At 37.1% G+C, this 14,195-nt stretch carries 12 protein-coding genes; 3 read left to right on the top strand and 9 right to left on the bottom strand.

Annotated elements, in window-relative coordinates:
- Positions 1-124 precede the first annotated feature (124 nt).
- The 5 genes from LC418_RS00250 to flxA form a co-directional block, all read right to left on the bottom strand.
- A complete protein-coding gene (locus tag LC418_RS00250) occupies positions 125-1,009 on the bottom strand; it encodes an LpxL/LpxP family acyltransferase (protein ID WP_223557685.1) in 885 nt (294 codons plus the stop codon).
- Between the two features lie 124 nt (positions 1,010-1,133).
- Positions 1,134-1,388 (bottom strand): acyl carrier protein, encoded by a 255-nt coding sequence (locus LC418_RS00255; RefSeq protein WP_034727052.1) that lies wholly within the window; start codon positions 1,386-1,388, stop codon positions 1,134-1,136.
- A 4-nt stretch (positions 1,389-1,392) separates the two neighbouring features.
- Positions 1,393-2,613 (bottom strand): beta-ketoacyl-[acyl-carrier-protein] synthase family protein, encoded by a 1,221-nt coding sequence (locus tag LC418_RS00260; RefSeq protein WP_223557686.1) that lies wholly within the window; start codon positions 2,611-2,613, stop codon positions 1,393-1,395.
- Positions 2,614-2,715: 102 nt separating this feature from the next.
- On the bottom strand, positions 2,716-3,447 hold the full coding sequence (gene flxB, locus LC418_RS00265; RefSeq protein ID WP_111958631.1) for a flexirubin biosynthesis SDR family reductase FlxB: 732 nt from the start codon (positions 3,445-3,447) through the stop codon (positions 2,716-2,718).
- A gap of 77 nt (positions 3,448-3,524) precedes the next feature.
- On the bottom strand, positions 3,525-5,045 hold the full coding sequence (gene flxA, locus LC418_RS00270) for a flexirubin biosynthesis tyrosine ammonia-lyase FlxA (RefSeq protein WP_223557687.1): 1,521 nt from the start codon (positions 5,043-5,045) through the stop codon (positions 3,525-3,527).
- 97 nt (positions 5,046-5,142) lie between these two features.
- On the opposite strand from flxA, the gene LC418_RS00275 reads away from it, so the two are divergent.
- Positions 5,143-6,393 carry an NAD(P)/FAD-dependent oxidoreductase gene (locus LC418_RS00275; RefSeq protein ID WP_223557688.1) on the top strand — a complete coding sequence of 417 codons (1,251 nt, stop codon included), beginning with the start codon at positions 5,143-5,145 and terminating at the stop codon, positions 6,391-6,393.
- A gap of 35 nt (positions 6,394-6,428) precedes the next feature.
- Here the strand turns inward: LC418_RS00275 and LC418_RS00280 are convergent, their stop codons facing one another.
- The 4 genes from LC418_RS00280 to LC418_RS00295 form a co-directional block, all read right to left on the bottom strand.
- Positions 6,429-7,037: a hypothetical protein gene (locus LC418_RS00280; RefSeq protein ID WP_223557689.1), complete on the bottom strand. Its 609-nt coding sequence runs from the start codon at positions 7,035-7,037 to the stop codon at positions 6,429-6,431.
- Positions 7,038-7,092: 55 nt separating this feature from the next.
- Entirely contained in the window at positions 7,093-7,695 is a 603-nt protein-coding gene (locus LC418_RS00285; RefSeq protein WP_223557690.1) for a hypothetical protein, read from the bottom strand.
- An 11-nt stretch (positions 7,696-7,706) separates the two neighbouring features.
- A complete protein-coding gene (gene flxY, locus LC418_RS00290) occupies positions 7,707-8,999 on the bottom strand; it encodes a flexirubin biosynthesis putative acyl-CoA ligase FlxY (protein ID WP_223557691.1) in 1,293 nt (430 codons plus the stop codon).
- Positions 9,000-9,083: 84 nt separating this feature from the next.
- Entirely contained in the window at positions 9,084-10,772 is a 1,689-nt protein-coding gene (locus LC418_RS00295) for a M23 family metallopeptidase (RefSeq protein WP_223557692.1), read from the bottom strand.
- Positions 10,773-11,001: 229 nt separating this feature from the next.
- Between LC418_RS00295 and LC418_RS00300 the strand changes: the two genes are divergently transcribed.
- Together LC418_RS00300 and LC418_RS00305 are read left to right on the top strand one after the other, a co-directional pair.
- The gene (locus tag LC418_RS00300; RefSeq protein ID WP_223557693.1) at positions 11,002-13,617 is read left to right on the top strand and encodes a hypothetical protein; all 2,616 of its coding nucleotides are present in this window, start codon (positions 11,002-11,004) and stop codon (positions 13,615-13,617) included.
- A gap of 13 nt (positions 13,618-13,630) precedes the next feature.
- Positions 13,631-13,939 (top strand): hypothetical protein, encoded by a 309-nt coding sequence (locus LC418_RS00305; RefSeq protein ID WP_223557694.1) that lies wholly within the window; start codon positions 13,631-13,633, stop codon positions 13,937-13,939.
- The last annotated feature ends 256 nt before the right edge of the window (positions 13,940-14,195 follow it).

The raw sequence follows: 14,195 nt of genomic DNA on the forward strand, positions 1-14,195 counted from the left end.
ATTAAGAAATCCAGAGATTACAAAGCAATACCTGAACCTGAATGAAAGGTTCATCTATCTAATTCCTGAATTTATTTAACAATTTGAGTTTATTAATTAGTTTTCAGGGATAAAATTAGAAAAATTAATCAATATCATCCCAAAAATCGAAATAATTGAACCATTGAAGGGGATATTTTCTGATCATGGTTTCAAGATTCTGAACATAAGAATTGAGAAGTCCCTGAGAATCACGGTTTTTAATATTTTTTGCAACCCTTGCGTATAAGTGGTAATGAAGTTTTTTTTCTTTCATCACATACACATAAACCACAGGAACACCTAAACGTGAAGCAATAAGGAACGGACCGGCCGGAAATTTTGCACTTTTCCCCAGCAGATCGGCTTCGAGGTATTTCGAACCTTCGAAATAACGGTCTCCTGTAAAACAGATCAGCTCATTATTTGACAAAGCCTGATTGATCTCAAAAATATGCGACATATCGTCTTTGACATAGATAAACTTAATATTACTCTGTTTTACAGCAACGCTTTCCAGGTATTCTTTAATGACCGTCACTTCCTGGTCTGTAGTGACAAGATTGATCTGGCAATCGAAATCAATGTCAGCAAAGAAATGTTCTGCTATTTCAAAATTCCCGATATGGGCACTGATAAGGACACCTCCTTTCTTTTCAGCCAGAAGGTTGGTGAGATTTTCAACGCCATCAAATTCGTAGGTATATTTCTCTCTTAAACCGGCAGAAATTGCCGTTTTATCAATCAGTACTTTTCCGAAGGTAAAATAGCTTTTAAATACGGAAGCTTTTGATTTCCAATATCCGTAATTCAGTCTTTTCTGAAAATAGTAAAAGATGTAACTGTTGCTCTTTTTCAGGAATAAAAAATAATAGGAAGCTACGAAATAGAGCACAACATATGAACTCCGGATCCCGATATTTCTAATACACCACACGAATATTTTATATCCTAATATGGTTCCTTTAGATTTACCTTTCCACTTGTTCATAAGTCTAATTTATCAATGTAACAGTGTACCAATGTAACAATACTATTATTGCATTTATTCACCATTGGTACACTGTTATATTATTACATTGGTATATTGTTAAAGAATAAAGTTCAATCGATAGTTATGCGTTTTTTTCAGCGATTTTTTGTTCAATAGTAGTATAGAAGTCATCAAATGTGACCATTTTTTTGAAATCTGCCTCTCCTAATTTTACTCCAAAATTAGATTCGATAACCACAACCATATCAATATAGTCCAGACTGTCAAGCCCAAGCGTCTTTTTCAGATTGGCATCATTGCTGATCTCATCACCATCCACTTCGAATTCGTTTACTAAGAAATCATTAACGATGTCAACAATTTTTTCCCTTTCCATGTTTTTAATCAAATTTTTTAACTATTAATGCGGAGTTGGTTCCCCCAAATCCGAAAGAATTTGACAAAAATACGTCAATTTTTTGATTTTTCGTTTTTGAGACCAAATTTATCTTCTTAGCCTCATCGTCAGGGTTTTCCAGGTTAATGTTGGGTGCAACGAAATCGTTCTGCATCATCAGAATTGAGTAAACGACTTCACTTGCGCCTGCCATCCAGCATTCATGACCAGTCATGGACTTGGTAGAACTTACAGGAACACTGCTTCCGAAGATCTCGTATATCGCTTTGGCTTCATTGGCATCACCAATGGGTGTGGAAGTCGCATGAGCATTGATATAATCGATATCCTCTGCTTTTAATCCTGATTGTTTTAAAGCCCTATCCATCGCTAAGGCCGGACCGTCCACATTAGGGGTTGAGATATGTCCTCCATTGGAAGAGAAACCATAACCCACTATCTCTGCAAGGATAGTTGCTCCCCTTTTCTGGGCAGATTCTAAGCTTTCCACAATAAGGCTGGCTGCTCCCCCGCTTGGAATAAGCCCGTCTCTTCCGGTATCAAAAGGTCTTGATGCTTTTGTAGGCTCATCTTCCCTTACAGAGAAAACACCGAGGCCATCAAAGCTTGCCATTGAATATTTGTTGGTTTCCTGGGCTCCTCCACAAATGATCATATCCTGAAAACCGTTCCTGATCATCATATAAGCAAGTCCTAATGAATGTGAACCGCTGGCACACGCCGCACTGATGGTAAGATTAATTCCTTTCAGCTTAAAGATAGTTGAAAGGTTCATCGTTACGGTAGAATTCATTGATTTGAAGATCGCTCCCGATCCCATCAATGTGGTATCTTTCTTTTCTCTGGCAATGTCGATAGATTCTACTACTGCCTGAGAAACGCTGTCGTTTCCGTATAAAATACCTACTTCATGGCTGTCCAGGAAATCCTGGTCTATACCTGCCTGTTGAAGCGCATCACTGGTCGCAAGGTAAGCATATTCGCTTTCCTCGCCCATGCTTACACGCTGGCGTCTGTTGAGTAGATTTTTAAGATCGGGCTTTGGTACTACACCGGTAAGGCCTGACCTGAACCCGAATTCTTTTCTTTCCTGTACTAAAGCAATACCGGATTTTCCTTGATATAGGGATTCTCTGACTTCTTCCAAAGAGGTCCCGATGCAAGAATAAATTCCCATTCCGGTAATTACAACCCTATTTTCCATGAGTTCTATTAATTTAACAATGTATCAGTTTAACAAGGTAACAATCTTATTGAGGTCACAGCACTATTGTTACACCGGTACATTATTATATTGTTACATTATTTAAGAGTAAATTCCTCCGTTTATATTTACTATTTCCCCGGTAATGTATGAAGCTTTTCTTGAAGCTAAAAATGCTACTAAGTCTGCCACTTCTTCTGCTTCTCCAAATCTGTTGGCCGGGATCATCGCTTTAAGCTCGTCTTCATTAAAATCCTGGGTCATATCTGTTCTGATGAATCCGGGAGCTACTGCATTTACCGTAATATTTCTTTTCGCAACTTCCTGAGCTAAAGCTTTTGTAGCACCAACTAAGGCTCCTTTTGCTGCAGAATAATTGGTTTGTCCCGCTGTTCCTTTTACTCCGGAAACGGAAACCATATTGATGATTCTTCCGTATTTATTACGAAGAAGTTTTTGGATAAAGAAATTAGTTACGTTGAAAAAACCATTCAGACTTGTATTGATCACACTGTTCCAGTCTTCACTCTGCATCCACATGAATAATCCGTCTCTTGTAATTCCGGCGTTGTTTACGATCACCTCAACAATAGCATCAGGATTATTATCCTGCCATTGCGTCAAAACATTCAAGCTTTCTTCAGCATTGGCTACATCAAATTTAAGGATCTCTCCTGTAGCTCCCAATTCCTGTACTTTAGCCAAAGTTTCTTTAGCCGCTGCCTCGTTTGAAGCGTAGTTGATGAGTATATGATAGTTTTTTTCTTCCGCCAGTTTTATACAGACCGCTCTTCCAATTCCCCTGGAGCCGCCTGTGACAATTGCACATTTCATGTGTTAGTGTTTATTTAGTTTTAGTTTTTTCCGTTAATTTAATCCTCAAGTGTATAACAATTCATTATCACTGATAATTACATTGCCTTTAAATACTTTTTCACCTCCTCCAGGTAAGGATACATCACCATATCATCAGAGAATGCAGGAATAATCTTTCTTATCTCGTCATACAGCTCTTTGGTAGAAGACGAAACTTTATCCTGAAATCCAAGATATTCAACAGCCTGGATGATTGTAATTGCTTCAATAGCCAGCACTTCAAATGCATTCTCGATTACTTTTCTGCAGATCACTGCTGCATTGGTCCCCATACTTACAATATCCTGATTATCATTATTATTAGGTATACTGTGTACATACATGGAATTTGAAAGCATCTGACTTTCCGCCGTTGTAGATGTTGCTGTAAACTGAACACCCTGCATCCCGAAATTGAAGCCTAATTTACCTAAATTTACAAAAGGAGGCAATATTTCGTTGATCTTTGCATTTAAAAGGTAGTTCAACTGCCTTTCTGCAAGCATCGTAAGTTTGGTAACAACAATTTTCAGCTTATCCATTTCCAATGAAATATAATCTCCGTGGAAATTTCCGCCGTGGTATACATGCTTGTCTTTTACATTGATGATCGGGTTGTCATTCGCTGAATTGATTTCATTTTCAAGAACGTTCTCTGTATATTCCAAGGTATCCAAAACCGGACCTAAGATCTGGGGCACACATCTTAAAGAATAATATTCCTGGACTTTTTCCTTAAATACTTTTTCCTGCTCTTCAAAGTGGGTATAAAGATGGTCCTCTCTTTTTCTGATCAGTTTGCTGTCTGCCAAATGAGCACGCATTCTTTCTGCTACTTTCTGCTGACCGTAATGTTTTTTTGTACCGTTCAAAGCTTCTGATAAATGATCATCATAAGCCTGAACAATCTCATTGATCGCACAGGAAAGCCTGATTGAAATATCCGTTAACTGATTGGCTTTATATGCATTAACGATCCCTATTCCGGACATTACAGAAGTTCCGTTCATCAGGGCAAGTCCTTCACGGATTTCCACTGTGATTGGTTCTAATCCTTCTGTTTCAAAAACTTCTTTTGTTGCTTTTCTTTCTCCTTTGTAAAAAACTTCACCTTCCCCGATCAGGACCAAAGCAAGGTGGGCAAGCTGAACTAAATCACCACTAGCACCTACTCCTCCGTGTTCAAAAATCAGCGGTGTAATATCTCTGTTGATCAACTCTTTAAGCAAATGAATAACAGACTGGTGTACCCCTGAATTTCCCAATGAAAGAGTATTGAGTCTTGCCAGCATACAGGCTTTTACTTCCTCTGCAGGCAATGGGTTTCCGATTCCTGAAGAGTGGCTTCGGATCAAATTATACTGAAGCTGATGCGTATCTTCATCACTGATTTTGAACTGAGCCATCGGCCCGAAGCCGGTATTGACACCATATATTACTTTATTTTTCGAAAATTCCTTTAAAAACTGAAAACTTTCTTCCACTCTGTCCAAAAGTGATTCATTCAGCTCGATTTTTTCGTTTTCAATGATAATTTTTTGAAAATCCTTCAGTTCTAAAAAGTTATTTATTTTCATCAATTAAAAGTAATAGTTGCTAATTTTGTAAAATATTAATTAATTGTCACTAATTTTGCGGCAAAGATAGAAGTTATTATTAAAATAAAAAATCAAGATGAGTAAAGAATTTGTTGATGTTCTCGTAATCGGTGCTGGGCCTTCCGGATGCGTATCTTCTTCATACTTAAAGAAGAACAATGTCAACGTGAAAGTTGTTGAGAAGACAAAATTCCCCAGACTGGTCGTTGGTGAAAGCTTAATTCCCAGGGTAATGGATCATTTTGATGAGGCAGGACTTTTTCCGGCTTTGGATAAAATGGGCTTTGAAAAAAAGCTAGGAGCACGTTTTTTACGAGGCGATGAAGTATGCATTTTTGATTTTAGTGACAAGTTCGGGGAAGGCTGGGACTGGACCTGGCAGGTTCCGAGAGCTGATTTTGATAATACTCTGGCTCAGGAAGTAATCAACAAAGGTATTGATCTGGAGTTTGAAACGGAAGTCATTGATATTCAGTTCAACGGTACAGATTCTATAACCACCGTAAGAAACAAAGACGGTGAAACGAAAGAGATCCATTCTAAATTCGTAATCGACTCAAGCGGATACGGGAGAGTGCTGCCAAGACTTCTTGACCTTGAAAAACCTTCAAAACTTTCTCCACATTCTGCTATCTTCTCTCATGTAGAAGATATTAACAGAGAAGAGGGTGAGGAAGGTACTTTAATTTCTTTTGATATCATTGAAACTGAAGTCTGGCTTTGGGTAATTCCTTTTTCTAACGGAAACACGAGTGTGGGCATTGTAGGCCCTACTGAATATATTGAAAAACTGTCTGAAAATGATGATACAACAGAGGCATTAAGGAAAGCTATTTCCCTTTCTGATTATTATGTAAAACGTTTTGGCCATGTAGATTTTATTTTTGAGCCAAAGCACCTGAAAGATTATTCCTGCTCAGTAAAGCAGCTGTTCGGTGACGGATATGCCCTGACCGGAAACGCTTCTGAGTTCCTGGATCCTGTTTTTTCATCGGGAATGGCATTTGCTACGGAATCGGGAATGCTTGCCGCGAAACTGGCTTTGCGACAGCTTAACGGCGAGAAAATCGACTGGCAGAAAGAATACAGTGATTATATTCTTTACGGTGTAGATGTTTTCACAACTTACGTAAAGGAATGGTATACGGGGAATCTTCAGGAATTATTTTTCCACAGACCTGAAAATGAAGATGTAAAGCAGAAAATATGTGCCGTTTTAGCCGGCTATGTCTGGAATAAAGAGAATCCTTTTGTAAAAAAGCACGATACAGTTATTAAAAATCTTGCCAACCTCATCAAAACGGAGAGACAGCAGGAACAACCATAAAAAAGCGGTCTGAAATTTTCAGACCGCTTTTTGTTTTATTTAATTGCTTTTTTAATTTCCGCACCTAACTTCTTTCCTGTTACTTCGTATGCTGCTGCAATTCTTCCGTATTCCCAGGAAAAATCTTTATTCATCTTCTTTCCTTGAATTTTGTCAGCGTGTAATTTCATAACCACCTTTGAAGGGTTGTCAGTTTCCACGAATGTAAGATCTGAAGTTAATTTCGCTTCCTGTGATCCGATCATTCCACCGTACCAGCCTGCATAAATCCATTTTGCATCAATAATTAAAGTGTATTTTGCCTTTACATCATTTTTAAAAGTTATTTTTTTCGATTTGCTGTTAATTCCCTTAAAGAAATAATCCAAATACTCTGAAGCTTTAAATTTCCCCCATTGAAAAATCCAGTTTTTCCAAACAGCTTCATTCTTTTTAGCGACAATATCTTTTTCCCTGTTTTCAAGATACTGTGCTTCTGTGAAATTTTTCTCCTGATAAACAGCATTATCAAATTTCAGCTGAACATTAACTTCAGTCTGGTCTTTTAAGAAATCAAAGTTTCCTGATTCAAAGTTAATTTGATTCTGAGCAAAAACTGTTGTTGTAATGGCTATCAACAATAGAAATAATAGTTTTTTCATCATTATATTTTCTTTAAAAATTGAAGTTTCAAATATATTATAAAAAAGCAATCAATTATTACTTTTTTTCTTTGCAGTGGTTTGCTTTCAGAGCCAACATTTTAGAAGTTTTTGCATAGCATTCTGCGATCCGGTCATTATGGTTGGGAATTCCTATCACATTATCACCTGTTGCTCCAACTCCTTCAACAACCAGTAAAACATGATCGGGATTATTTGTTTCTACAAAGGTCATTCTGGAATCCAATTTTGCAGGCTCGTTGACAACCCCGGCAAACCATCCCTGGGAAATCCATGTAGGCTCTACAATAAGGGTATATTTTGTCTGCTCAATGTTTGTGGCAGCCTTTATATCGATATTTTTATTCCATGAAGCCAAAAATTTATCCGGAAAACTTTTTTCTTTTGAATATTCCCAGTCTTTTCTCCATTTTTCAGATTCTTCTTTACCGCTGGTCTGCTCAATATCCTCCATCCTATCTTTGATATACTGATCCTCACTGATCTTCTTTTTCGCAAAAGTAACGCCATCAAATTTGAAAATTACTTTGATGAATTTCTGATCTTTCAGGAATTTGTAATCTCCGGAAACAACTCTTACCCTTTGAGCCATAACACCGGCAGAAAGAGCAATTAACAAAAGAAATAATATTTTTTTCATCTCTGGTCTTATTATCTTAAATCTATAAATGTGATTGGTTTTCTGCTGTTCGGATTAAAAACAGTTTTAGACAGAATATCAAAATCTATGATTTCAATTTTAGGACTTACCCTCAGTTTTGCCCTGAAATGATCCCGAACTTCATTAACGAAGGTTTCATGGTCCTGATCTGTACTTAGCTTGATGATAATTTCATCCAACCCTATTTCATTAGACTGAATAACAATCTGATAGCATAATATAGTATTAAAATCATTTAAAATATCATTCATTGCAGGCGGATACAATGTTGTCCCTTTGTACTTGATCATCTGCTGTTTTCTTCCGACAACGGGACCAAGCCTCATGGTATTTCTTCCACAGCTGCAGGGCTCGTAATGCGCCTTTACGATATCTCCTGTTTTAAAACGCAGCAAAGGAACAGCCTCAACACCTAAAGTGGTGATCGCCAGTTCACCGTTCTCTCCTTTCTGCACAGGATTTCCATTATCATCAAGAATTTCCGTGATAATCAATTCCGGGTGATGATGACCTCCGATCTGGAACTCGCATTCCGTGAAGGCTGTACTCATTTCTGTAGAAGCATAGGTTGAGAATAACTTAATATTCCATTTCTCTTTGATTTTCTGCGAAAGAATATTGTCTGTAAAATCCTGATTTTTGATGCTTTCACCAATACAAACTGCTCCGTAGACACTGGAATTTTTATAGTCCAATCCATGTTTTTCAGCATAATCAATCATCTTCAAAAGAAAAGACGGAACTGTGATGAGGTATTTAGGTTTGTACCTTAGAATAGAATCCCACTGTAGCTCCGGAATACCGGGACCCATTCTTACCACGCTGGCACCCATTTTTCTTAGTCCCAGAAAATAGGCAAGACCTGCCATAAATCTTTTATCGATTGTGGTGATCATCTGCACTACATCTCCTTTCTGAATTCCGGCGCAGGCAAATGAAATGGCTTCATTATAAGCCAGTCTTTCAAGATCACTGTCTGATAATCCGAAAGTTACCGGATCACCCAAAGTTCCTGAAGTGGTGCTGTAGTCTACAATTTTATCCGGTGAAATACAGAAAAAATCATGATTATGTTCCTGCAGGTCATTTTTTGTGGTGGTAGGAATTTTTTGCAGATCTTCTAATGTCTGAATATCCGAGATATTGATACTGTTCTCTTTAAACAGTCTCTGATAAAAAGGCGAATGGGTTTGAAGATACGTTAACAGTTCCTGGAGCTTATGCTCTTGAAACTTTTTAATGTCCTTAAGGTCTGATCTTTCGATGTCCGGATAGAATTCCAATGATTTAATTTTAAGGAACAAATTTATTTAATTAAAATTAAACGTTTGAATGAATAAAAAATTAAAACAGGAACCCACAATATTTTACCTCTGAAAAGTAAAAGTCTGTATATTGGTATTTCCGGCCGTATTGGTTGTTGTTACTTTTAAAGTATGTGAACCTGAGCCTTTGGGACATTTTTCATCAAAAACATAGATAAAGTCATCTTTTACCCGGGCAAAGCGGAGCCATTTTCCGTCCAGTTCCGCACGGAATGATATGATGTCACCAATTTTAGTTCTTCCATTCAATCGTAGAGTACTGTTTTTCATGAGTGCTTCGTCCTTCCAACCTGCAGAGACAGATGGTAAACTTTGATCTAACAAGAGGGTTGCTGTTCCCAACCTGTTAAACTCTGCTTCTACTTTATCACCGCTCCATTTTGCTTTGACAACATCCGTATCACTTCCATAATCGAACAAAACAACTGTTCTTTCTTTTTCTTTATCCGATAATTTTCTGTTGGGCTTTATTTTCAAAGTATAACCATCATGAACCGGAATATATGGAGTATGAAGAATAACGGTGTTGGAAACAGCATCTGCATTGGAGCTTAGCTTTTCATCCATCTTAAAATTCACAGCATCATACAATGCATTTTTGCTGAGACTGATTTCGGCATTTCCCGTACTTACTGTTTTTGCTTCATCCGGTTTCACCAATTGATCCGAAGAAGTAACCTGCTGCGAATTTCTTGCATAACGGACTTTTGTAACCAGCTTACTTGTATTTCCATTGACGTCCTTTAAAACAATCTCAATATTGTGAACACTGTCATCCTCGAGATGAATAATTCCTGTTTTACCGGATAAATTGTAATTTTTCAGTTTCATTCCCGGTAATTCAGATAAATGCTGGATGCCCATTTTATCTCTTGAAAACTTTGTGTAATCTATACAGCCATTAATATATCGGGTATCGTCATAGCTCACTTTATCAATGGAAAAGCTATAGATCAGCTGACCATCCATCAACAGCTCTGCCTGATAAATTCCAAGATTAAACCCCTGATTGGCTTTATCCACAGCTTTAACCGCAAAGCTTATTTCCGGTGAAGTAACCTGAATAACATCTGTTGTATATCCATTTCCGGCTTTTTTAACTGAAATTCCATTTGCACCAGGCTCATAGGTACTGAAACGACGGTCATACCAATATAGCCCGCTGATCGAAGGAACAACACGGTCCGGAATATTAAAGCCAAAAAGCAAAGGATTGATGCATTCTTCTGTTTTAGTATCCCTGATCTCAAAATGTAAATGCGGTCCTGCCGAACCTCCGGTATTTCCACTTAAAGCAATGAGCTGCCCCTTAGAGACGGGAAACTGTCCGGGAGAAAAAGTGATATCCTGTTCCCATTTTTCGTCTTTATATTGTCTTTCTTTTACATATTCATCCAATTTATCGAAGTATTTATTTAAATGTGCATATACTGTGGTATAACCATTCGGATGGGTAATATAAACAGCATTTCCGAAGCCGTATCGTTCCACTTTTATCCTGCTTACATAACCGTCTGCAGCGGCAACAACGGATAGGTTTTCCTTGCTGTTGGTTCTCAGATCTAAACCCATATGAAAGTGATTGGAGCGGACGGCTCCAAAGTTGGCAGCCAACTGCATGGGAATATTCAGAGGGTTCCTAAAATAATTTTGTGGATAATTATCCTGGGCTGATGCTACAAAATAATTTAGAAAATAAACAACGAAGATGAGTTTGCAGAAAATTTTCATACAGCATTTGGGTTTATACGTCTATTTAAATGTACAAAATTCCGACCAATAAGCAATTCCCGTCGTATCTTATTTTTAGAATCACATTTATTTTTATACGCCAAGTTTTGTCGTTTCCAGCATTGATATTTACCCTATAAAGGTTCAGATGAAAGAATGATTTCTTTTGATCTGATTTTATATTCCAACAACCAGAACATAAAAATAGTATTAATGAAAAAACTTAAAGATGAATTTTAAAGACCCTTTAAAAAAGATGGACGATTTTGATAGGATCAGCCGGGAAATATGGGCAGATATGAAAGGAGAAAAGGTGGCTACCAATTCCGTAGAACCTTTTTTCACCAACCTTTGGGTAGACGAGGGAAAACTTTTCAGAGTGCTTGCTTCTTCCACAGATTTCAACACTTATCTTTTCGATGCCAGGAAAAACTTTATAAACTACTCGCAAGAAGTGGAAAAAGTAAACCTGAAAGAAATACCTCCTGCGAAAATTGATAGCGTAAGGGTAAAGGCCAAGATGATTGAAAAATTAGTCATACAGGAGCCTAAAATAGACCCGAAACAGTTTGAAAATTCTTTTTTAGAACGTATTGATAAAAAAGTATGGGTCAATGTGAGTCCAGGCTATATTGATCCTAAAAACTACACCCATCACACAGAAATTGGAATCAGGGAAAGAAACATTAGCTGTACCATCAATATTCCTTATCGTGAATATAACAGAGAAGCTACACAAACTGCTATCAACGAAGTAGAAACTACCATAACCTATTCTTCAAAATCTCCTGATGCGATAAAAATTAACCTCAGCGATGTGGAAGATTATATGGATGTGATCACCTATCTTTTTCCTTATCACAGAGAGATGGCACAGGTAGGTTTGATTGCCCACTTTGAGGAGGCAGGAAACGGGCTTACCACAGTTGATGATCTGATGTTTTTCTATAATCAGCTTCCTAATTTTGCTCTGACAGGCATAGATTACAAAGGAAAAGCAAAGAAGCTTTCAGATGAAATGCTATGGAATCATTTTTTACAGTTCCTAAATTTTGATTCTCAACTGCTTCGTGATGTAGATTCAATAGGGAAAGCTGCTGCTCTGGCAGTAGAGCCTTTCAGAGATAAAAGCCGATATGCTATCCGTATCCTCACAGCTATTTCCGGAGAATTTGTTTATAAAAAGATTAAAAAAGATCCTAAGCTCATTCTTCACATTTATCATTCTTTAGATGGGGAAAGTGTATACATGGGAAAAGGCATTATTTCCGATACCAATCAGGTTGCTCATGGGCAGATGTTTGAAAACAAAGAGCTTTTTGTAATTTACGTTACGGCTTTCATGCAGGCTCAGCACGCTATGGATGATGCTCATCAGCCTTTGCAAAGAGGTTCTCTTTTCGCATTGGGAGTCAGCAGAGATTCTGACACCATAGAAAGACATTGTGAGCTTACAGGATATTTTATGGAAGGAGATCCTGATAATATTGTCACCTTGATTAATACTGTAAAGGTTTTTAATCTAAAAACGAAGGAAATTGAAGCTGAAAATGAGATTGAAAACGGAGAGTTCAGACCTCTGGACATGCTGCATCTCAAAGTATATGAAAAGGAAAAACTTCGTACAGGTAAAGTTCAAACTCTTGAGACGGATACTGAAGTTCCTGCATTATTTCTTTATCATATCGCTCAGAAGAAGGCAGTAGAGGATGCATTGAGATGTCTTCGTGTTGCTGCTGATCTTATGGTGATATCAGCCAGTCTTGCGACTATAGAATCCGGGGTTTCAGGGTTACCTCTATATGTAGCTTATGCCGATATTGGGGTTGCCCTTTCAGATTTCTATATAGAGACTCAGCTTAGAGATGAGCTTAAAATGACTGCCAAAGGGCAAGATCTTTTAAAATTATGGGATGATATTTATATGGTTCAGGGCGCGACAAGTGCCATGGCGAGTATGCTGCCTAAGGCAGAAAAAGCACTGGATGCCACCGTAGAAGTATTATACACTTCCAGATATCCGCGTCAACAGGAAAGCATACAAAAGTTAATCAAAAATACATTATATTCGTTTCCTTTAAGGAATTATTCTAAAAATGGATTAAATGTTCTTTCAAAGGCCAGCCTTGAAAATATTACCAGACATTCTTCTGATTTTGAGAAGCTGAGAGTGTTTTTTATTGAGAATGCAGCGAAAGAAATAGGAGTACTTCATAAAGGAAAATTGCTTTTCAAAGGAGAATCTCCTGCAAGGACAGATATTTTTTTAGATTATGTCTATAGAAAAGCAGGTGGAAATGTAGCTAAGCTTGAAGAAGAGTTTAGCAGACTTGCCGGAATGGCAGAGAATCTCACACCCCACATTAGTCTTACTGTTGAGGAGTTTAAAGCAGGATTAAAAGTCCTTGAAGAAACTGAAATCAATGCTGAAAACGCAATTGATTACATATATGATGTATTACCATATTTCAATCACTATATACTTAACAATGAGGTAATTATGGTTTCTGATTCCAATTGTGTTAATGTTGTTCAAAAAGTAATAGAATATTTAGAAACAGGTAATATATCACAAGCATTACATTCCGATGGACAAGATGTTGAAGTTTTAGAACAAATATTTGAGAATAGTTTTTCTTCACCTGTTAAAATTGAAGATATTAGGAGTATTGATATGGCCGAAGGTGAAATTGGTATAATGTATATTTATAAAAAAGGATTTAAACATGGACACGTTTTCAATGTTATTAAAAAAAATAAAAGACTAATGCTTCTTAATGGACAAAAAGGACTTATGCAAACATTTGAAAAGGCAGATTTTGTAGAATATTTAAAAGTAAAATAAAAATAAAAACAATATGTTAACAGACGACAAAATGCTAGAAATAGCCAATAAGTATATAAAACAAATAGGGCAAAGAATAAATATTGAACTTGAAATTCCTCACGAATTCATTAAGAAAAGCTATGGCAATGTTTATGATTATGTTGCGAAGGACTCTACAAAACATCGCTTAGCAGGCAATGGCCCATTCCTCGTAAGAAATGACACCGGTATAGTCATTCAGTTTGGAACATCGGACGATGTAGAGTATTATTTAAATGGATATGAAAATGGCACATGGAAACCTAGCATTCATGGAGTTTGGGATCCTAACCAGAATTAATATCAAACTCACTCTTGTATTAAAATAAAAACCTAGATGTTGACGGAGCAAAAAGTAATAGAAACCGCAAAAGACTATATAAAAAAATTAAGTCAAAAATGAGAAATAGAACTTACTATTGCAGAGGAACACTCAATTCAAAAAGAATATGGCATGGTATTTTATTTTAACTCAAAAAAATTTGTAGAAGATAAAATTGAAAAAGCCAAGCTAATAGGCTGCTCTCCATTGGAATACGAAGCAGGAAGATGGCCAG

Source organism: Chryseobacterium lathyri, from assembly GCF_019970085.1.
Taxonomy (GTDB): domain Bacteria; phylum Bacteroidota; class Bacteroidia; order Flavobacteriales; family Weeksellaceae; genus Chryseobacterium; species Chryseobacterium lathyri.

Coding starts and splice junctions, on each gene's coding strand:
- LC418_RS00305 (WP_223557694.1), top strand. CDS start 13,631: ATGTTAACAGACGACAAAATGCTAGAAATAGCCAATAAGTATATAAAA.
- LC418_RS00250 (WP_223557685.1), bottom strand. CDS start 1,009: ATGAACAAGTGGAAAGGTAAATCTAAAGGAACCATATTAGGATATAAA.
- LC418_RS00300 (WP_223557693.1), top strand. CDS start 11,002: ATGAATTTTAAAGACCCTTTAAAAAAGATGGACGATTTTGATAGGATC.
- LC418_RS00255 (WP_034727052.1), bottom strand. CDS start 1,388: ATGGAAAGGGAAAAAATTGTTGACATCGTTAATGATTTCTTAGTAAAC.
- LC418_RS00275 (WP_223557688.1), top strand. CDS start 5,143: ATGAGTAAAGAATTTGTTGATGTTCTCGTAATCGGTGCTGGGCCTTCC.
- flxB (WP_111958631.1), bottom strand. CDS start 3,447: ATGAAATGTGCAATTGTCACAGGCGGCTCCAGGGGAATTGGAAGAGCG.
- flxA (WP_223557687.1), bottom strand. CDS start 5,045: ATGAAAATAAATAACTTTTTAGAACTGAAGGATTTTCAAAAAATTATC.
- LC418_RS00285 (WP_223557690.1), bottom strand. CDS start 7,695: ATGAAAAAAATATTATTTCTTTTGTTAATTGCTCTTTCTGCCGGTGTT.
- LC418_RS00280 (WP_223557689.1), bottom strand. CDS start 7,037: ATGATGAAAAAACTATTATTTCTATTGTTGATAGCCATTACAACAACA.
- LC418_RS00260 (WP_223557686.1), bottom strand. CDS start 2,613: ATGGAAAATAGGGTTGTAATTACCGGAATGGGAATTTATTCTTGCATC.
- LC418_RS00295 (WP_223557692.1), bottom strand. CDS start 10,772: ATGAAAATTTTCTGCAAACTCATCTTCGTTGTTTATTTTCTAAATTAT.